This is a genomic window from Herbaspirillum sp. GCM10030257 (assembly GCF_042666555.1).
Taxonomy (GTDB): Bacteria; Pseudomonadota; Gammaproteobacteria; order Burkholderiales; family Burkholderiaceae_D; genus Noviherbaspirillum.
Genome location: NZ_JBHTDH010000003.1, coordinates 295,333 through 312,340, shown reverse-complemented (window position 1 = coordinate 312,340; position 17,008 = coordinate 295,333). Strand labels below are relative to the sequence as shown.

Sequence of the window (17,008 nt, the reverse complement as noted above, 5' to 3'; positions counted from 1 at the left end):
TCTACGATATGACCATACTGCAAATCAGTGTGACTAAAACCCGCCTCTGAGCGGATTTTTCCTTTTTGATGCCCCATAACCTTGGGATAGATTCTGTCTGGAGCACAGGTTAGAATGTTGCTCATGAGCTATGAAGACCATCAAAAGCAGTTAATGCGCAGGCAGAATGAAGAGATCGCGAGGAAGAATAGCGAAGGCGGGGGTGAAGCTGTTGTAGGTATCTTAGGCCTGCTCTGGCTAATGGTCATTTATCTCCCGTTTGTGATCATTGCGGTAGCAGTCGGTATCTACGCAAACAAGCACTGGGGTTTTCAAACTTTTCCTGCCTTCATTACAGCTGTCCTGGTGGCGTTTGCAGCCTACTTTCTAATCAACCTCATTGAATCGTTTTCAGACGGATTAAAGGAAGAGGGCAATTACTGGTATATCCCGATAAAGCTCTTTGTACTTGTGACAGTAACTGGAGCTCCGTTCGTTTTGGGATACCAGTTAGGCGCGTCGGCAGTTGATAGCAATCACCCTTGGCAACGTATGTTAGCCGGTGGTTTTGTAGGGCTGCTTCTCGCTGGACCGGCATACGCTCAGGTCATTTTGTCAAATAAGGAAGGCTACTGAACACTAGCGCCGCCAAAGAAATTTGATGTAGCAAAGCTTTTGGAGCCCGCACCTTAATAGGTTGCGGGCTTTGTTGTTTTCAGGCTGCCGATTGTCTCTTACTCCCTCCCAGTGGAGTTGGCTTACCAGTGATCGACTAGAGTCCTTCGTTCACTGGCTTTCTATTCGAGGCCGCCAGCGTGATCCGAGTGGCGGTATGAGTTACGGCCACAGTTGCAGACGAACCAAGGCCCGGCGGGACCCAGACGTGAGCAATCGTGTGCTGCTCCCAACCGCAGTGCATCGCGGTGTTCCGCTTGGCGCGGACTGCCACACTTACGAGCGCATGATCTTCTACCTTCAACAGCACACCAAGAACGGACGCTGGGTGATCGACTCGTCGTTCCCTGTAAATGCTCACCGTGTGCAGGATTCGCGGGATGCACCGGAATGGCTGGAAGCCAAGCGCCTGTTCGGATTCCCACTATCGCCGGTTCAAGAGTTCCTGCTCACTAAACATACAGGCAACGCAGTGAAGCGATCACCTCTGCAAACACTTAAGCCGCGCCTTCAGAACGTCGGCTCCCGGCTCAAGGTGGTGGAGTCTGTATCTTGGCGTAGTGACAAGCAGAACAGTGTGCAGCGTGGATACAACTACAAGTGGCAGCAGGCCCGAGCCCGTTATCCACTCATCGATATCGGCTTGTTCGCATCGCCGGTCCGTATCCGTGAAAAAGAATGCGCGGCGCTCGGCACACCAGCGTGCCTGGCGCTGTTCGCCGGTTTTCAGGACCGCCATGCAAAGCTCATTGTGTTTGAGGCGGGAAAGGGCGTTGTCCATGGACTTTGCGGAGCAAACAAAGAATTGCGGAGCAAAAGAAAACGGCCTCCTTGTCTGGAAGCCGCATATTCATTGGTGGGTCGTGAGTGGCTCGAACACTCGACCTACGGATTAAGAGTCCGCTGCTCTACCAACTGAGCTAACGACCCAACGAGGCCCGAATTATAGCAACATTTCGCTCAAGCGGAAGGGGCGCGTTATTAAATTGTTCTTCCTGCTGGAATGCATCGTTTCATCCGCAGGCATGTACCTGCAGATGCCTTGTTGCATCACTTCTTTGCAGAGCACGCCGGCAATGTCGGCCGGACCGTGGCAAGCGCCGGAAGATCGTCAGGACCAGCGGTGTTGTTGGTAAATGTACAGCCGTAGTCGGGTTCGGCGATTACCGATGGCGTCAACATGTCATCACCAGCTGGCTTGATGCCGCGTTGTTCCCAATCCGTCATGGCCTGGAACGCCGACACCTGTTCCGCCACGGAAAAATCGCAGTGACTCGGTGCACGGATCGCTCGTTGTACCAGCAGGTTGTCGGTGCCTTTTTCTATGGCACGCTTGCGATAGATCTGTTCCATGTGAAATGGCACGTACATGTCGCCCAAGGTATGCAACGTAACTACAGGCACATCAAATTCGGCATTGACCTTTGGCACCCAGCGCAGGCGATCGCTGCGCAGACGATTGGCATCGCGTGCGGCTTTGATGCGGAGAATATCCTTGTTCATTGCAGCTTCATCTACGGTAAACGGCATCAAACTGAAGACAGGGGACTGCGGGTGCGGCGCCACAGAGCGGGGCTGAGAGGTGCGAAGAGGCGTAAAGACGAAGGCTAATATCGTCAGGGGGCTTTTGTTTGGGTTATTGAGGTTTCTGGATGAATTCGGGATTTAGTCGCATATAGCTGGACGACTTCTTCCCACTTAAGGGGAAGGTTGGGATGGACACGGGCGTGGAGGCGTGAAGTGGTTATGCAGAATCAGGGGCTTGCTCGACCTTCACACCCCCACCCTAACCCTCCCCCTACAAGAGGGAGGGGATTTGACGGTGGATGGTAGTGGAGTTTGTTCGACTCATTTACACGGGTTGTATATTCAATTCGTCAGAACGGAACACCAGACTGGTTCGTTAGCCCTCATCAATCCACCCAAATCAACCCATCGCCGAAGTCACCTTCAACACTTCCTCCGCGGTCGTTGCACCTTCACTGATCTTGAGCGCGCCGGCAATCCGCAACGGCTTCATGCCGTCGGCGATGCTTTGTTTGCGCAGCGCATGGATATCGGTTTCTTCCTTGATCAGCCGGGAGAAGGGTTGCGTAATGTTGAGCAGTTCGTACAAGCCGGTACGGCCGCGATAGCCGGTCTGGCGGCATTCGGGGCATCCGACGGGCCGGTAGATCTTGTCGGGCCTGGGCAGTTTCCAGCCTTCGGTCAGGCCGTTCCAGACATCGTCATTGAGTTCGCCGTCGGGTTGCTTGCAGTCGGGGCACAGCGTGCGCACCAGGCGCTGCGCCATGATGCCGATCAGTGTGGCTTCAAGCAGGTAGTACGGGACGCCGAGTTCGAGCAGGCGCATCACCGCGGATGGGGCATCGTTGGTATGCAGCGTCGACAGCACGAGGTGGCCGGTGAGGGCTGCCTGGATCGCCATCTCTGCGGTTTCAAGGTCGCGAATTTCGCCGACCATGATGATGTCCGGGTCCTGGCGCATCAGGGCGCGTACGCCGTCGGCAAAGGAGAGGTCGATGCCATGCTGCACCTGCATCTGGTTGAACGAGCCTTCCACCATCTCGATCGGGTCTTCGACCGTGCAGACGTTGACTTCGGAAGTGGCCAATGCCTTGAGCGTGGTGTACAGCGTGGTGGTCTTGCCAGAGCCGGTCGGACCGGTCACCAGGATGATGCCGTGCGGTCGTGCGGTCAATGCATCCCAGCGTTGCGCATCATCGAGCGGGAAGCCGAGTTCGGGCAGTGTCTTGACCACGACGTCCGGGTCAAAGATACGCATCACCAGCTTTTCGCCGAAGGCGGTTGGCAAGGTCGACAGACGCAATTCAATTTCCTGCCCGCCGCCGGTCCGTGTCTTGATGCGGCCGTCCTGCGGGCGGCGCTTTTCGATTACGTCCATGCGGCCAAGCAGTTTGATACGGGCGGTCATCGCGATCATGACGGCAATGGGTACCTGGTAGACCTGATGCAGGACGCCGTCGATACGAAAACGGATTACGCCGAGGTCGCGTTTCGGTTCGAGGTGGATATCCGATGCGCGTTGTTCAAATGCATATTGCCAGAGCCAGTCGACGATGTTGACGATGTGCTGGTCATTGGCATCGAGCGTCTTGTTGGCCTTGCCGAGTTCAACGAGTTGTTCGAAATTGCTGCGCAGTGAAACATCCTGATTGCCGAATTTGTTGGCACCCTTGATGGACTTGGCCAGTGTGAAGAACTGGCTGGTGTATTGCGCGATGTCGAGTGGATTGGCAATGACCAGGCGAACATTGCGGCGCGTGATTTTCGAGATCTCGGCCTCCCACTCTATCGAGAGCGGTTCTGCGGTGGCGACGATGACTTCGCTCTGCGTGAGTTCGACCGGAAGGATATTGAAGCGCGTGGCATAGGTGGCGGACATCACATCGGCCACCTTGGTGAAATCGATCTTGAGCGGGTCGATGCGTAAAAAGGGCAGCTTGACCTTGCCCGCCATCCATTCGGTCAGCCAGTCTAGCGTCAGCAGTTTGTGCGGCGGCTGCGCGGACTGCACCTTGCACTGTGCGACCGCGGTCAGCGGATGCATGGCCATGGTAGCGTTGCGCAGCAGGGCCTGAGCCTGGTTGAACTGAGCCTTGACCTGCGCTTTTTCCACGATGCCGTCCGCCAGCAGCCATGTGAAGATCTGCTGCAGGTCCAGTCCCCTGGACGCAGGCTTGGTCGTACTCTGCGCCGGCTGCTCGAGTTTCGTGCTCATTCCGCTGTATCCTCGGTTCTGGCTTGCCGTGCCATGTGCCAGGCCTTGAGCCCGTTGACCCACGACTTGGTGGGGAGTTTGGTCGCACTGGTGACCTGCTTGCCACGCTCATGCAATGCGGCGAAGTCGAGTTCACGTTGCGTCTTGAAGGCGACGGCGACGACATTGCCCTCATGGACGGGCGCGAGGCACATCACGTCAGCGAAGGCATAGCGCATGGCCTTGTAGTTCTTGTTGTAGCTGGGATGGTCACCGAACAGGTTGACTGTGAGGATGCCCTGCGGCGTCAGGCAGGCGTTGCAGGCTTCGTAGAACTCGGGCGTGTCGAGCACCGGGCCTTTGGCGGTCGCGTCATACAGGTCGACCTGCAACACATCCACGGTGCCGTGATTGGCCGGGTCGCTGACGAAGTCCAGCGCATCCATTTCAATCACAGCGAGGCGCTCGTCGTCTTCCGGCAGGCGAAACATCGAACGGCAGACGGTGATCACGCTCGGATTCAGCTCGACGGCAGTCACATGGGCTTCGGGAAAATGCTTGTTGCTGAACTTGGTCAGCGCGCCGGTACCCAGGCCAAGCTGGACGATGCGGTCCGGCTTTTCAATGAACAGCATCCAGGCCATCATCTGCTGCGCATATTCCAGTTCGATCCAGTCGGGTTTGCGGATGCGCATTGCGCCTTGTATCCACTCGGTGCCGAAGTGCAGGAAGACGACGCCGTCCTGTTCCGACAGCGTGATAGGTTCGAATTTCGGCTTGCGCGGCTTGGCCGGCGCTTTCGCCTTGCCGGGGCCGGCTTTGCGATTGGCTTGCGCTTCCATGGAATTGCGTTTGATGAGCATGGCTGATGTCTGACTAGGTCCGGCTGGGTCCGGCGTCTTGGCCCTGTTAGGCTGAGACGCCCGGGAAATGTTTCTGCCATTCTACAGAATGATGTTCTTCCATTGCGCCAGTTTTTCGTCGAACGACAACTGGGCGTTGGCCGGGGAAGACGAAGGCAGGACCAGGGTTTCAAAACCGGCATCGGCAAACTGGGGTGCAAATTTGCCGGAAGTCTTGCCGTTAAAGCAAACCCGGCGCAGCTTCGGGCATTGCTGCCGTAGAAGCGCAAAATCGTTGGCCTGCGCGCGGCGGATATCAGCATCCAGGCTGCCTTCCCGTTCGCAAAGTGCGATCACGTCCCACAAACCTATGCCGTGGGAAAGCACACGCTGCAGGCGTTGTTCATACGGCAACCCTGTCAACGGGTCGTCCAGTACCGCCGATAGCAGCCGCCAGAACTGATTCCGGGGATGCGCATAGTATTGATCGGCTGCAAGTGATGCAGCCCCAGGAAAGCTGCCAAGGATGACGATACGGGTCGAACGGTCGAGGACCGGCGGGAAGCCGGCGAGGAGGGCGGTAGATAAGGACGATGACATAGGGAAATTGTAGCAAGCGGTTCTGCGGGCAAGTGGCGGTTAATGTTATTGTTTGGGTCACAAGTGCGGGTCGCGAGTTCCGCCGGAGGTAGGTAATCCGGGGCCGGTTAAGGACATCATCGCGGGCGCAATGACAGGCTTTTGATGGAGGTTGAACGATGACCAGGAAAGTCATGGTGATTACTGGCGGCAGCCGCGGTATCGGTGCTGCCACCGCCCAGTTGGCCGCAACCCGCGATTATGCGGTGTGTATCAGCTATGTGCGCAACCGTGATGCCGCCGATGAAGTCGTGCGTGCCATTGAGAATTCCGGTGGGGAAGCAATCGCGGTACAGGCCGACGTTTCGTCGCAGGAGGACGTGATCAAACTGTTCGAGGCGGCCGACAATACGCTCGGCACCGTTGATGCACTGGTCAACAATGCCGGCATCCTTGAGCACCAGATGCGCGTCGAAGATATGGATGCAGGGCGGCTGGCACGCATCTTTGCCACGAATGTTACGGGCAGCTTCCTGTGTGCAAGGGAAGCAGTGCGTCGCATGTCAACCGCACGCGGCGGCAAGGGTGGGGGCATTGTTAATGTGTCGTCGATTGCCGCACGCCTCGGTGCGCCGGGAGAGTACGTTGACTATGCGGCATCAAAAGCAGCAATCGACGCCATGACAATCGGCCTGGCACAGGAAGTCGCAGCCGAGGGCATACGCGTCAATGCTGTACGCCCGGGCGTGATCTATACGGAAATCCATGCCAGCGGCGGCGAGCCGGGACGCGTTGACCGCGTCAAGGACGCGGTGCCCATGAAGCGTGGCGGCGATGCGGTGGAGGTCGCCAATGCGATTCTCTGGCTGCTGTCTGACCAGGCTTCATATACGACCGGCTCTTTCATCAATGTCACAGGCGGCCGCTAACACCTTCGCCACGATGCCGTCTTCGCCGATATCCGTGCCCGCCATACCAAAGGAGGGACACACCAGCATGTACCTCTGGCATGGGAGCGCCATGTTGATCGGTCCCGGCATTGATTCGAGTCCGCATGCGCATTTTGCGGTGCAATTGACGCTTGGGCTGGACAAGCCATTCCGCGCGCGCCTTGGTCCTGATCAGCCCTGGATCGAAACGCGTGCCGCCGTGTTTGCGCCCAACCAGTTTCATCAGATCGATTGCGGCGGTGACATGCTGGCGCACCTGCTGGTGGAGCTGCCGCAGCGGCAGCAAACGGTATCGACGGTGATCCCGGCGCAGTACGATGCATTGCCGCATTTTGCTCAAGTGCGTGCCGTCTTCGCTGCGGCGAGGCACGGACAGCTGGACAGTGACACGGCGCGCGCTGCGGCGCACCAATGGCTGCATTGCGCGATCCCGCAGGCACAGTCGCCAACAGGTTTTGATCGGCGCATTGCCAGGGCGCTCGAGTGGCTTGCCGCCAATCCGGGTAAAGAACCCGGCGGCGCCTTGCTGGCTGCCGAAGTGCACCTGTCCGAGAGCCGGTTCACCCACTTGTTCCGCCAGCAGACCGGTATGTCGCTGTCGCGCTATCTGCTGTGGATGCGCCTGCTGGCCGGTGTGGCGGCAGTGGCCCGTGGCGAGAACATGACCAATGCGGCCCATCAGGCAGGCTTTGCCGACCTGGCGCATATGAGCCGCACTTTTCGCAGCACCTTTGGCGTGGTGCCGTCGGAACTGCAAAAGATGACGATTGCGTTCAAGCAGAACCCGGCATGACGGCCTAAGATGAGAATCGTATCGGCCCACAAGAGCCGGCGTATTCACATTGGAGACCCTCATGACCACCTTCTCGCAGTCCCAGGAACGCCAGATCGATAGCCTGCTGGCAAAGTATGGCGAAAGCCATCTCAATCCCACCAACGAAGTCATCCACTTCATCTGTATCCCGGCCATCGTGTTCTCATTTCTGGGCATGATCTGGGCATTGCATCCGCTGGCCGCAGTCGCCGTGACAATCGCGTCGCTGCTCTATTATTTCCGCCTGTCCGTTCCGTTCGCGATCGGCATGCTGCTGATGTCCGGCATCATGCTGTGGATCTTGTCGGTGCTGCCCCAGTCACAGGTTCTTAACGTGTCGCTGGTCGTCTTTGTCGTAGCGTGGATCGGTCAGTTCATCGGCCATAAGATTGAAGGCAAGAAGCCTTCCTTCTTTGACGACCTGCGTTTTCTTTTGATCGGTCCGCTCTTTGTACTGAGCTTCCTGTACCGCCGTTTCCGTATCGCCTACTGAGCGCCGGCACATCATGAAAATTGCGGTTTTCGGCGCGGGTTCCATCGGTGTCTACGTCGGTGTGTCGTTAATGGCTGCAGGTGCCGATGTCGTGCTGATCGGACGCAAGGCTATGGCCACGCGAATTGCGGCCGAGGGCGTGGTACTCACGGATCTGCATGGCGGGGAGGTGCGTCTTGATGGCGGCGAGATCCCATTTGCTGAAGATCCGGCGGCGCTTGCCGGCGCGAGGTTGATCCTGGTGACGGTCAAAAGTGCGGATAGCCGTGCCGCAGCATTGGCGATCAAGTCACATGCGACGCCGGGGGCGCTGGTTCTAAGTCTGCAGAATGGAATCGGCAACGCAGACATTCTCAAGGAAGTGCTTTCCGGACATGAAGTCATTGGCGGCATGGTGCCATTCAATGTGGTGCAGATGCCCGGTAACCGGTTTCATCGGGGGACGGAAGGAGAGTTGATGGTTGCGGCCTCCGCTTCCCTGTCGCCGTGGCTCGAAGTTTTTCGCAAGGCGCGCCTGCCGCTGGTGGAGCGTCAGGACTTCCATGCCGTGCAATGGGGTAAGTTGCTGCTGAATCTTAATAATCCGGTCAATGCCTTGTCTGGCCTACCGCTCAAGTCGGAATTGTCGCAACGGGCTTACCGGCGTTGCCTGGCCCTTCTGATCGATGAGGCACTCGTGGTATTGAAGGCCGCGGGCATCAAACCGGCGAAGGTCGCCCGTATCGGGCCGCATTTGCTGCCGCGCTTGTTGCGCCTGCCGGATTTTCTGTTTACCCGCGTTGCCGCCGCAATGTTGCGCATTGATCCTGAGGCTCGGTCATCGATGTGGGAAGACATGCAGGCAGGGCGCAAGACCGAGATCGATTATCTCAATGGCGCCGTCGTGCGGCTCGCCGCGTCGGTGGGTCGCAAGGCACCGGCAAACGAACGTATCGTTGCGCTCATCCATATCGCCGAGCAGCAAAGAGAGTTGACTCTGGACGGCAAGAGCCTGCTGGATGCGTTGAAGTCGGGGGCGCCTACGCTCGCACAGTCAGGGGTATTGCACTGAATAACATCGCCGCATCACGGCTTCAACGCATTCCAGGCCGCTTCTGCAAAAATCTCCCTATATGCCTTGATATCCGTCTTTGCGCGTCCGGATAGCCACAAGCGCGCATAATCATGTGCCGGTCCGGTCATCAGGGAACCGAGCACTTCCTTTGGCAAAGACTTGAGGCTCCCCTTGTCCAGGTAAGGCTGAAACCATTCCAGCACTGCCATTAGATGGGCACGCGTGCGTTCACGCATTTCGCCCGCCATCTCGCTTCTTGCCAGTGCACCACGACTGTAGAGGACAAAGCGCGCCTTGTCCGGATTGGCAGATACCCAATCGACATAGGCATACGCGATCGCCTTGACCGCGTCTTCCGCGCTGGTCGCAGCCTGTAGCAGCTGATGCTGATATGCATTGTGTTCAGCCAATGCATCCATGTAGAGCGTCGCTGCAATGCTCTCCTTGCTGCCAAAGTGGTGATACATGCTGCCCACGCTGGCCTGTGATCGCTCGCGAATCATGTCGATGGTAGTCGCCTCAATGCCGTGTTCGGTAAAGCAGGCGAGGGCGGCATCAAGAATTTCCTGTTTGCGACTTTTCTTTGTGTCCTTCATGGTCGAGCGCATTTGACTAGAATATTCTTCTAGAATACTATTCTAGTTCGGTAATTGCTGTAGTTTCGGAAGCCGCACCATACCGCGTACCGGGCGCGGCGGCAAATTTCATCTGAGATACCTGAGCGAGGACACACATGAACCAGACGCTGGCGATGTACAAACAAATGGGCAATCAAGGCTTTAGCAAGGCAGTAGCCAATTTTGCGCCCTATTTCTCGACGATAGCTCCGACCTTCCTGGACCTGCGCCCAGGTTATGCCGAGGTGACGTTTGCCAATCGGCGTGAAGTCCACAACCATATCGGCACCGTGCACGCGATTGCCTTATGCAATGCGGCCGAACTTGCCGCCGGCACCATGACCACTGTGTCGATTCCGGATGGCCGTCAATGGATTCCCGTGGGCATGCAGGTGCAATACCTTGCCAAGGCTAAAACCGATATAAGGGTTATCGCCGACGGTGCTGCAGTCGATTGGCAGCAAACCGGGAATGTCGACGTGCCGGTGGCTGCGTTCGATAGCGCAGGCAAAAAGGTATTCACCGCCCGTATCACCATGAACTTGAAGTAAGGCGGTCATAACAGGAGCCGGACATGAATCTTTTGCTGCGCATGTTGTATGTATTCATCCTGTCGTTTTTCAGAGAACGACTGCCGGCCGACGCGATGATCAGCAGGCTCCGTCTGCGAACTTTGCCAAACGACCTGGATGTCAACCTGCACATGAATAATGGGCGCTATCTTACGATCTGCGATTTGAACCGGGTAGATCTCTTCATTCGTTCAGGCCTTGCCAGAGTCATGCTGAGGCGCAAGTGGATGCCGATCATTGCAGAGCACACAATGACTTATAAGAAACCGCTGAAGCTGTTTGAGCGCTTTGAAGTTTCGCTGGCTGTGACCCACTGGGACGAAAAGTATTTCTACATGACGCATACCTTTATGGCCGGAGACCGGGTCGTGGCAATCGGCACGTCCAAGGGCGTCATCAAGTCACGTCAAGGTGTTGTGGATCCGTTGACGGTCATGCAGGCAGTAGAAGCGTCGCGCGGGGTCGTCGGCACAGCGGCCTGAAGGTTTAAGAGCGGGTACATCCGCTTATTCTTGCCTGATGCATGCTCGCCTGCCTCAGGCCAGTTCTCTTCTACGCACCCTTAGTTTTCCGTTGCGAAATATTGCCTATTACGGCATTAACATATCGCAAGTTCTTGCCGTGTTGAAGGAGATTTCAATCAATTAATTATTTCGGCCGCTCAATAACATGGAGGCTTCTACCATTAATTACAAATTAAAGGAGCGTCGACATGAGGAGAATGCGTCCCCCGGTTCTTAATAGTCTTCTTCTCACCATGTTGAGCGGGCTGGCTGCCTGCGGTGGAGGTACCGATAGCACTGGTGGCGGTGCAACAAGTCAGGGTGGGACAGGCAGTTCAAGTTTCGCGGCCGAAGCGGTTACCGTGACATGGACTAAATGTGCGGAAGAGTATGGGACGTGCTCCTTTTCGGGTACCACACAGGTTCGCTACGGATTGAACGGAACCTATGCAACGCGTACGGCTACAAGCAGTATTGGTTGCAGTAATGAAGTATTCGGCGATCCACTGCCTGGCGCGGACAAGATTTGCGAGTATGCGGTGACTACACCTTCTCCGACACCGACACCGACACCGACACCGACACCGACACCGACACCGACACCGACACCGACACCGACACCGACACCGACACCGACACCGACGCCAACGCCAACGCCAACGCCAACGCCAACGCCAACGCCAACGCCAACGCCAACGCCAACGCCAACTTCCTGGACAAAATGCGCAGATGAATACGGAACATGCACATTTACAGGGACACGCACGGTGCGTTACGGACTCAACGGTACCTATGCGACACGGACTGCAACCGGTTCGATTGCCTGTAACAACAACGTGTTCGGCGACCCGCTTCCCGGTGCAAACAAGATTTGTGAGTACGACTCATCAACGCCGACACCTACTCCTACGCCCACACCGACGCCCACACCGACGCCCACACCGACGCCCACACCGACGCCGACTCCTACGCCGACTCCTACGCCGACGACGTGGACAAAATGCGCAGATGAATACGGAACATGCACATTTACAGGGACACGCACGGTGCGCTATGGACTCAATGGCACCTATGCAACACGGACCGCGACCGGTTCGATTGCCTGTAACAACAACGTGTTCGGCGACCCGCTTCCTGGTGCTAACAAGATCTGTGAATACGGTTCCACGACGCCGGCGCCCACACCAACCCCCACGCCTACTCCTACGCCCACACCAACCCCGACCCCATCGCCAGGCACCGACTGCAGCGCCATCGTCGATCGCTGCTTCGACCTGACCGCGCCCCAGGTGACGCGGTATAAGGGCGGCAAGGAAGCGGCGGCGTCTTATACATTCGACGACGGCTATACATCAAGCGACAAGATCGCGGCAATTTTTGAAAACCGTGGATTCAGGGCGACGTTCTACATCGTGCCGACGACAGTCGAAGGCACGACGGGTTGGGACTTCTGGAAGACCCTGCACAACAAGGGGCATGAGGTTGGCAACCATTCGATGACGCATACGATCGATATGTCAGATCCAACGCTCAGTGACCAGACCCTCAATACCGAGATCAATGGTGCGCAGCAATTGATCGAGCAGAAGCTGGGCGTACGTCCGCTGACGTTTGCCTTCCCCTGGCACCAATACACAAGCAAGGCCTTCTCCATCGCCAATCAGAATCACTTTTCCGTGCGTCAAAAGGAAATCAGCGGAGGTAACTATGCCTTTGCGTTCTTCGATCAGGACCACACAGCGACGCTTGCTGAAGCTCTTGCAACTGCAAACAATCAGCTGACCGATATGGTGAATTCCGGCGGCTGGCTGGTCGCGGGTGGGCATGGGGTCGATGGTGATGGATGGAGCCCGGTGACGTCCCAGTTCCTGCAGGATCACTTAAGCCATGCAAGTCAGTATGCCTCCAGACTGTGGATCGACACCTATGCGAATGTCGCTCGCTACCGCCTGTGCAGGCCGCAGGTGACGCCGACCGCGACCGCAGCGTCGTCAAGCAGGGCGACCGTACGACTCGCGGGCAGTTTTAATGCAGGCGTTTGCAATGCGCCTCTTACAGTAGGGTTGCCGGTGAAGGAGACATTGAAGGGTCAGGTGCAGGTGCGTAACAGTGCCGGGAATACCGTGGCCTCGACGATCTCCGGCGGGAAGTTACTGTTTGATGTGCGGCCTGGGGAGACGGTGACGGTGGAAGTTACGCCGTGATGTGGCAAGTGCTAGTGAGATATTGAATGATGGGTAAATAAAAAGCGGGGCGTTGAAGCCCCGCTTTTTATTTCGAGTAACCGGACAAATTAGTCCAGCTACAACCGTAGGTCAAAATGGTTGAGGGCCGCTCCGTAAAGCTCCTTCCTCCTTCTAGGGGGAAGGTTGGGATGGGGGTGGAATGGTTGTTCGATCGATTGTGATTGTTCGACCGCAGTACCCTCTCACTAGCCCTCCCCCTACAAGGAGGAGGGGATCCTACGGTGCGTACTGGCAGGGCATTGAAACTATCAGAACAGTATGTAATTCATCGAAACTTCACTGACTACGAGCGGGAAATGCGCAGGAAGCGAACCCGTTCCCTTACTTCCCTGCCATCCCCAGCAACATCTCATTCAACCTCTTCACAAACCCTGCCGGATCGGCAAGGTTGCCGCCTTCAGCCAGCGTTGCCTGATCAAACAGGATGTGTGCCCAGTCGTTGAACTTCGCTTCCTCGTATTTCAGTCGCTGAACCAATGCATGGTCAGGGTTGATCTCAAGGATGGGCTTGGACTCGGGCGCATTCTGACCAGCTGCCTTCAGCATGCGCAGCAGGTTGCCGGACAGTTCATGCTCGTCCGCGACCAGGCAGGCCGGAGAATCGGTAAGGCGGAAAGTCACGCGCACATCCTTGGCTTTGTCGGACAAGGCGGACTTCATCTTCTCGACCAGGTCCTTGTACTGGTTCTCGGTTTCCTCATGCTGTTTCTTCTCGGTCTCGTCTTCGAGCTTGCCGAGATCAAGATCGCCCTTCGCCACCGATGCCAGTTCCTTGCCTTCCACTTCGTGCAGGAAGGAGAGCATCCATTCGTCTACACGATCGGTCAGCAGCAAGACTTCAACGCCTTTCTTGCGGAAGATTTCAAGATGGGGGCTGTTCTTCGCTGCCGCATAGTTGTCGGCAGTGACGTAGTAAATCTTGTCCTGGCCTTCTTTCATGCGGCCAATGTACTCTTCAAAGGATACGGTCTGTGCATCGCTGTCGTTGTGGGTCGATGCAAAACGCAGCAGCTTGGCGATACGTTCCTTGTTGGCCTGGTCTTCGCCCACGCCTTCCTTGAGCACCTGGCCAAATTCGGTCCAGAACTTTGTGTACTTGTCCTTCTGCGCCTGGTCTTCGCTGTTGGCGAATTCCTCCAGCAGGCCCAGCACGCGCTTGGTCGAGCCTTCACGGATGACCTTGACGTCGCGCGACTCCTGCAGAATCTCACGCGAGACATTGAGTGGCAGGTCGGCGGAGTCGATCACACCTTTCACGAAGCGCAGGTACACCGGCATCAGCTGTTCTGCGTCGTCCATGATGAAGACGCGCTTCACGTACAGCTTGATGCCGCCGCGCTTGTTGCGGTCCCACAGGTCGAACGGCGCGCGGGCAGGGATGTAGAGCAGCTGGGTATATTCGCTGCGTCCCTCAACGCGGTTATGGGTATAGGCCAGCGGCGCTTCGAAGTCATGCGAAACATGCTTGTAGAATTCTTCGTACTGCTCGGCGGTGATGTCGGATTTGCTGCGGCTCCAGAGCGCGCTCGCCTGGTTGACCGTCTCGAATTCGTCCTTGACGACGGTTTCCTTTTTCTCTTCGTCCCATTCTTCTTTCTGCATCAGGATGGGGAGCGAGATATGGTCTGAATACTTGCGGATGATGGATTTCAGCTTCCAGACGGACAGGAACTCATCTTCGCCTTCGCGCAGGTGCAGGGTGATGTCGGTACCGCGTGTCGCTTTTTCGATCGGTTCGACGCTGAAGTCGCCTTCGCCGGCTGATTCCCAGCGCACGCCCTGGTCAGCGGGCAGGCCGGCGCGGCGGCTGTCGACCGTGATGCGGTCGGCAACAATGAAAGCCGAATAGAAGCCGACGCCAAACTGGCCGATCAGTGCCGCGTCCTTTTGCTGGTCGCCGGACAGTCTCGAAAAGAATTCCTTGGTGCCCGACTTGGCAATGGTGCCGAGGTGCTCGATCGCCTCGTCGCGGCTCATGCCGATGCCGTTGTCGGAAATGGTGATGGTGCGTGCCGCCTTGTCGAAAGTGACCTTGATCTTCAGGTTCGGATCGTTTTCAAACAGGGCGTTGTTGTTGATCGCTTCAAAGCGCAGTTTGTCTGATGCATCCGACGCGTTGGAAATCAGTTCCCGCAAAAATATTTCCTTGTTGGAGTACAAGGAATGAATCATCAATTGCAGCAGCTGCTTGACTTCTGCCTGAAAACCCAGGGTTTGCTTTTCGGCTACGACCATTTTTACCTCGAAATCAATGAAAGAATTGTCAGGGGGCCAAACCTGCACATGCCCGGAACGGTTTCCAAATCTACGCACCGGAAGTGTTGGTATGACAACTCCTGCCAGTTGGGGATAGTTTGGCCAATTTCAAGACCCTGAATGTCCGCCGGCAACGCGACCTTGAAGGCATTCAGGCTTTCCCCAGCTCCTGCTCAAGGAAGCGCAGCACCGACACATCGCTTGCCGAGGCGACATTGACGCGCATCCGGGTAGATGGCAACTGGCTCGGCGAGAACAGGCTGCCTGGGGCCAGCAGAATCCCTTGTTCCAGCGCTTTTTCGGTCAGCACATGAGTGTCCCGCCCGGTGTCGGCCCACACAAACATGCCGGCGGGCGTGGTGATATCGATGGTCAGGCCGACCCGTTCCAGCTGTTTGACGGTCTTGTCACGCACGGTATCGAGTTTGCTTCGTAGCCGGTCGACATGCTTGCGGTAATGGCCTTCGGACAGGATCTTGTAGACGATGCGTTCGCCAATATCGGAAGTCGTCAGGGTGGACAGCATTTTGCGGTCGGACAGGCGTTTGGCCATGTCTTCCGAGGTGGCGATGAAGCCGACCCGCAGGTTGGCGGCCAGGGTTTTGGAAAATCCGCCCAGGTAAATGACGCGGTTCAGCTGGTCCAGCGAAGCGATGCGGGTGGCAGGCTGCACGGTGCTGCCCGGATGCAGGTCGCAATAAACGTCGTCCTCGACAATAGTGAAATCATGCTGTTCGGCGATTTTCAGGATCTGGAAGGCTTTGGCGGCCGACAGTGAAGTCGACGTCGGATTGTGCAGCACGGAATTGATGACATAGAAGCGTGGCTTGTGCACCGCCGCCAGCTCGGCCAGCTTGGTGATATCCGGCCCGTCCGGCAGACGCGGAATGCCAACCACCTTGGCGCCAAGTGTGGCGAACGAGCCGAACATCAGAAACCACGCAGGATCATCGACGAAGATGGTGTCGCCCGGCTGCGCAAAATGCCGGGCTACCAGATCCAGGCCTTGCGTGATGCCAGACGTGGTAACGATCTGTTCGGGTGTCGCCGCGATTTCCAGCTCTGCCAGTTTCAATTGCAATTGCTGACGCAAGGGCAGAAAGCCTTGCGGGTTGCCATACTGCAGCAACAGGCTCAGGTTTTGCCGGCTGATCGCACGCAAGCCGTTGGCAATCAGTTCGCCGTCCAGCCAGTCACTTGGCAGCAAACCCGAACCGGGCGTGTGCTGGGCCGGATACTGACGGAACATGTTGCGCACCAGCCAGACTACATCCAGCTGTTGTGGCGGCATTTCGGCAGGGCGGGAATTGCCCGCCGCGATCATCGGCGAACGTTCACGCACATAGAATCCCGAGCCGCGCCGGGATTCCATATAGCCTTTGGCCACGAGCCTGTCATACGCCTCCACCACGGTAAAGCGCGATACGCCATGCGTCTCGGCGAATTGCCGGATCGACGGCATGCGCGCTCCACTGCGCAATAATTTGTCGTCTATCCGCGCTTCAATGGAACGCACGATCTGGTCGACCAGCGATTCGCTTCCTTCCCGGGACAAGGTCTGCGAGCTGACTACGCTGAGTGCGGCGGCTTTACGCGAATTGGCTGTATTGGTCATTTTGCCGTGACAGTGATTAGGATTATTTGAGGAACTGTACTGGTACTGTATTGGTTTTGTCGATTAGCATAGTCCAACCTTCTTTACACTGC

General features: G+C 56.9%; 18 protein-coding genes and 1 tRNA gene. 8 read left to right on the top strand and 11 right to left on the bottom strand.

Annotated features, from left to right (window positions below; translation table 11 throughout):
- Positions 1-123: 123 nt before the first annotated feature.
- A complete protein-coding gene (locus tag ACFQUU_RS06130) occupies positions 124-615 on the top strand; it encodes a hypothetical protein (protein ID WP_382244162.1) in 492 nt (163 codons plus the stop codon).
- Between the two features lie 520 nt (positions 616-1,135).
- On the opposite strand, the gene ACFQUU_RS06125 is transcribed toward ACFQUU_RS06130, so the two are convergent.
- The 6 genes from ACFQUU_RS06125 to ACFQUU_RS06100 form a co-directional block, all read right to left on the bottom strand.
- Entirely contained in the window at positions 1,136-1,393 is a 258-nt protein-coding gene (locus ACFQUU_RS06125) for a hypothetical protein (protein ID WP_382244159.1), read from the bottom strand.
- Between the two features lie 115 nt (positions 1,394-1,508).
- A tRNA-Lys gene (locus ACFQUU_RS06120) sits at positions 1,509-1,584 on the bottom strand.
- A gap of 120 nt (positions 1,585-1,704) precedes the next feature.
- On the bottom strand, positions 1,705-2,157 hold the full coding sequence (locus tag ACFQUU_RS06115) for a hypothetical protein (protein ID WP_382244156.1): 453 nt from the start codon (positions 2,155-2,157) through the stop codon (positions 1,705-1,707).
- Between the two features lie 424 nt (positions 2,158-2,581).
- Positions 2,582-4,396, bottom strand: a complete 1,815-nt coding sequence (locus ACFQUU_RS06110; protein WP_382244153.1) for a GspE/PulE family protein — start codon at positions 4,394-4,396, stop codon at positions 2,582-2,584.
- On the bottom strand, positions 4,393-5,238 hold the full coding sequence (locus tag ACFQUU_RS06105) for a spermidine synthase (protein WP_382244150.1): 846 nt from the start codon (positions 5,236-5,238) through the stop codon (positions 4,393-4,395). The genes ACFQUU_RS06110 and ACFQUU_RS06105 overlap by 4 nt, the downstream gene beginning before the upstream one ends.
- Before the next feature lie 81 nt (positions 5,239-5,319).
- Entirely contained in the window at positions 5,320-5,817 is a 498-nt protein-coding gene (locus ACFQUU_RS06100) for a DNA-deoxyinosine glycosylase (RefSeq protein ID WP_382244148.1), read from the bottom strand.
- Positions 5,818-5,975: 158 nt separating this feature from the next.
- Here ACFQUU_RS06100 and ACFQUU_RS06095 point away from each other — a divergent pair, with 158 nt between their 5' ends.
- The 4 genes from ACFQUU_RS06095 (at position 5,976) to ACFQUU_RS06080 (ending at position 9,104) form a co-directional block, all read left to right on the top strand.
- Positions 5,976-6,725: an SDR family oxidoreductase gene (locus tag ACFQUU_RS06095; protein WP_382244145.1), complete on the top strand. Its 750-nt coding sequence runs from the start codon at positions 5,976-5,978 to the stop codon at positions 6,723-6,725.
- A gap of 91 nt (positions 6,726-6,816) precedes the next feature.
- Positions 6,817-7,539, top strand: a complete 723-nt coding sequence (locus tag ACFQUU_RS06090) for a helix-turn-helix transcriptional regulator (protein ID WP_382244142.1) — start codon at positions 6,817-6,819, stop codon at positions 7,537-7,539.
- 61 nt (positions 7,540-7,600) lie between these two features.
- Complete coding sequence (locus tag ACFQUU_RS06085; RefSeq protein WP_382244140.1) at positions 7,601-8,053, top strand: DUF962 domain-containing protein; 453 nt, start codon at positions 7,601-7,603, stop codon at positions 8,051-8,053.
- Positions 8,054-8,066: 13 nt separating this feature from the next.
- Positions 8,067-9,104: a 2-dehydropantoate 2-reductase gene (locus ACFQUU_RS06080; protein WP_382244138.1), complete on the top strand. Its 1,038-nt coding sequence runs from the start codon at positions 8,067-8,069 to the stop codon at positions 9,102-9,104.
- 14 nt (positions 9,105-9,118) lie between these two features.
- On the opposite strand, the gene ACFQUU_RS06075 is transcribed toward ACFQUU_RS06080, so the two are convergent.
- Positions 9,119-9,703 carry a TetR/AcrR family transcriptional regulator gene (locus ACFQUU_RS06075; protein ID WP_382244135.1) on the bottom strand — a complete coding sequence of 195 codons (585 nt, stop codon included), beginning with the start codon at positions 9,701-9,703 and terminating at the stop codon, positions 9,119-9,121.
- 137 nt (positions 9,704-9,840) lie between these two features.
- On the opposite strand from ACFQUU_RS06075, the gene ACFQUU_RS06070 reads away from it, so the two are divergent.
- Together ACFQUU_RS06070 and ACFQUU_RS06065 are read left to right on the top strand one after the other, a co-directional pair.
- The gene (locus ACFQUU_RS06070) at positions 9,841-10,275 is read left to right on the top strand and encodes a hotdog fold domain-containing protein (protein ID WP_382244133.1); all 435 of its coding nucleotides are present in this window, start codon (positions 9,841-9,843) and stop codon (positions 10,273-10,275) included.
- A gap of 23 nt (positions 10,276-10,298) precedes the next feature.
- Positions 10,299-10,778 carry an acyl-CoA thioesterase gene (locus ACFQUU_RS06065; protein WP_382244130.1) on the top strand — a complete coding sequence of 160 codons (480 nt, stop codon included), beginning with the start codon at positions 10,299-10,301 and terminating at the stop codon, positions 10,776-10,778.
- A gap of 466 nt (positions 10,779-11,244) precedes the next feature.
- Here ACFQUU_RS06065 and ACFQUU_RS06060 read toward each other — a convergent pair whose 3' ends face one another.
- Together ACFQUU_RS06060 and ACFQUU_RS06055 are read right to left on the bottom strand one after the other, a co-directional pair.
- Entirely contained in the window at positions 11,245-11,565 is a 321-nt protein-coding gene (locus ACFQUU_RS06060; RefSeq protein WP_382244127.1) for a hypothetical protein, read from the bottom strand.
- 24 nt (positions 11,566-11,589) lie between these two features.
- Positions 11,590-11,844 carry a hypothetical protein gene (locus ACFQUU_RS06055; protein ID WP_382244125.1) on the bottom strand — a complete coding sequence of 85 codons (255 nt, stop codon included), beginning with the start codon at positions 11,842-11,844 and terminating at the stop codon, positions 11,590-11,592.
- A gap of 1 nt (position 11,845) precedes the next feature.
- Between ACFQUU_RS06055 and ACFQUU_RS06050 the strand changes: the two genes are divergently transcribed.
- Positions 11,846-13,003, top strand: a complete 1,158-nt coding sequence (locus tag ACFQUU_RS06050; protein ID WP_382244122.1) for a polysaccharide deacetylase family protein — start codon at positions 11,846-11,848, stop codon at positions 13,001-13,003.
- A 363-nt stretch (positions 13,004-13,366) separates the two neighbouring features.
- On the opposite strand, the gene htpG is transcribed toward ACFQUU_RS06050, so the two are convergent.
- Positions 13,367-15,280, bottom strand: a complete 1,914-nt coding sequence (gene htpG / locus ACFQUU_RS06045; protein WP_382244119.1) for a molecular chaperone HtpG — start codon at positions 15,278-15,280, stop codon at positions 13,367-13,369.
- A 172-nt stretch (positions 15,281-15,452) separates the two neighbouring features.
- Positions 15,453-16,916: a PLP-dependent aminotransferase family protein gene (locus ACFQUU_RS06040; protein WP_382244117.1), complete on the bottom strand. Its 1,464-nt coding sequence runs from the start codon at positions 16,914-16,916 to the stop codon at positions 15,453-15,455.
- Between the last annotated feature and the right edge of the window lie 92 nt (positions 16,917-17,008).

Bases quoted from the DNA above. Each gene is read 5' to 3' on its own strand.
- ACFQUU_RS06130 (WP_382244162.1), top strand. From the start codon at position 124: ATGAGCTATGAAGACCATCAAAAGCAGTTAATGCGCAGGCAGAATGAA.
- ACFQUU_RS06125 (WP_382244159.1), bottom strand. From the start codon at position 1,393: ATGGCGGTCCTGAAAACCGGCGAACAGCGCCAGGCACGCTGGTGTGCC.
- ACFQUU_RS06115 (WP_382244156.1), bottom strand. From the start codon at position 2,157: ATGAACAAGGATATTCTCCGCATCAAAGCCGCACGCGATGCCAATCGT.
- ACFQUU_RS06110 (WP_382244153.1), bottom strand. From the start codon at position 4,396: ATGAGCACGAAACTCGAGCAGCCGGCGCAGAGTACGACCAAGCCTGCG.
- ACFQUU_RS06105 (WP_382244150.1), bottom strand. From the start codon at position 5,238: ATGCTCATCAAACGCAATTCCATGGAAGCGCAAGCCAATCGCAAAGCC.
- ACFQUU_RS06100 (WP_382244148.1), bottom strand. From the start codon at position 5,817: ATGTCATCGTCCTTATCTACCGCCCTCCTCGCCGGCTTCCCGCCGGTC.
- ACFQUU_RS06095 (WP_382244145.1), top strand. From the start codon at position 5,976: ATGACCAGGAAAGTCATGGTGATTACTGGCGGCAGCCGCGGTATCGGT.
- ACFQUU_RS06090 (WP_382244142.1), top strand. From the start codon at position 6,817: ATGTTGATCGGTCCCGGCATTGATTCGAGTCCGCATGCGCATTTTGCG.
- ACFQUU_RS06085 (WP_382244140.1), top strand. From the start codon at position 7,601: ATGACCACCTTCTCGCAGTCCCAGGAACGCCAGATCGATAGCCTGCTG.
- ACFQUU_RS06080 (WP_382244138.1), top strand. From the start codon at position 8,067: ATGAAAATTGCGGTTTTCGGCGCGGGTTCCATCGGTGTCTACGTCGGT.
- ACFQUU_RS06075 (WP_382244135.1), bottom strand. From the start codon at position 9,703: ATGAAGGACACAAAGAAAAGTCGCAAACAGGAAATTCTTGATGCCGCC.
- ACFQUU_RS06070 (WP_382244133.1), top strand. From the start codon at position 9,841: ATGAACCAGACGCTGGCGATGTACAAACAAATGGGCAATCAAGGCTTT.
- ACFQUU_RS06065 (WP_382244130.1), top strand. From the start codon at position 10,299: ATGAATCTTTTGCTGCGCATGTTGTATGTATTCATCCTGTCGTTTTTC.
- htpG (WP_382244119.1), bottom strand. From the start codon at position 15,280: ATGGTCGTAGCCGAAAAGCAAACCCTGGGTTTTCAGGCAGAAGTCAAG.
- ACFQUU_RS06040 (WP_382244117.1), bottom strand. From the start codon at position 16,916: ATGACCAATACAGCCAATTCGCGTAAAGCCGCCGCACTCAGCGTAGTC.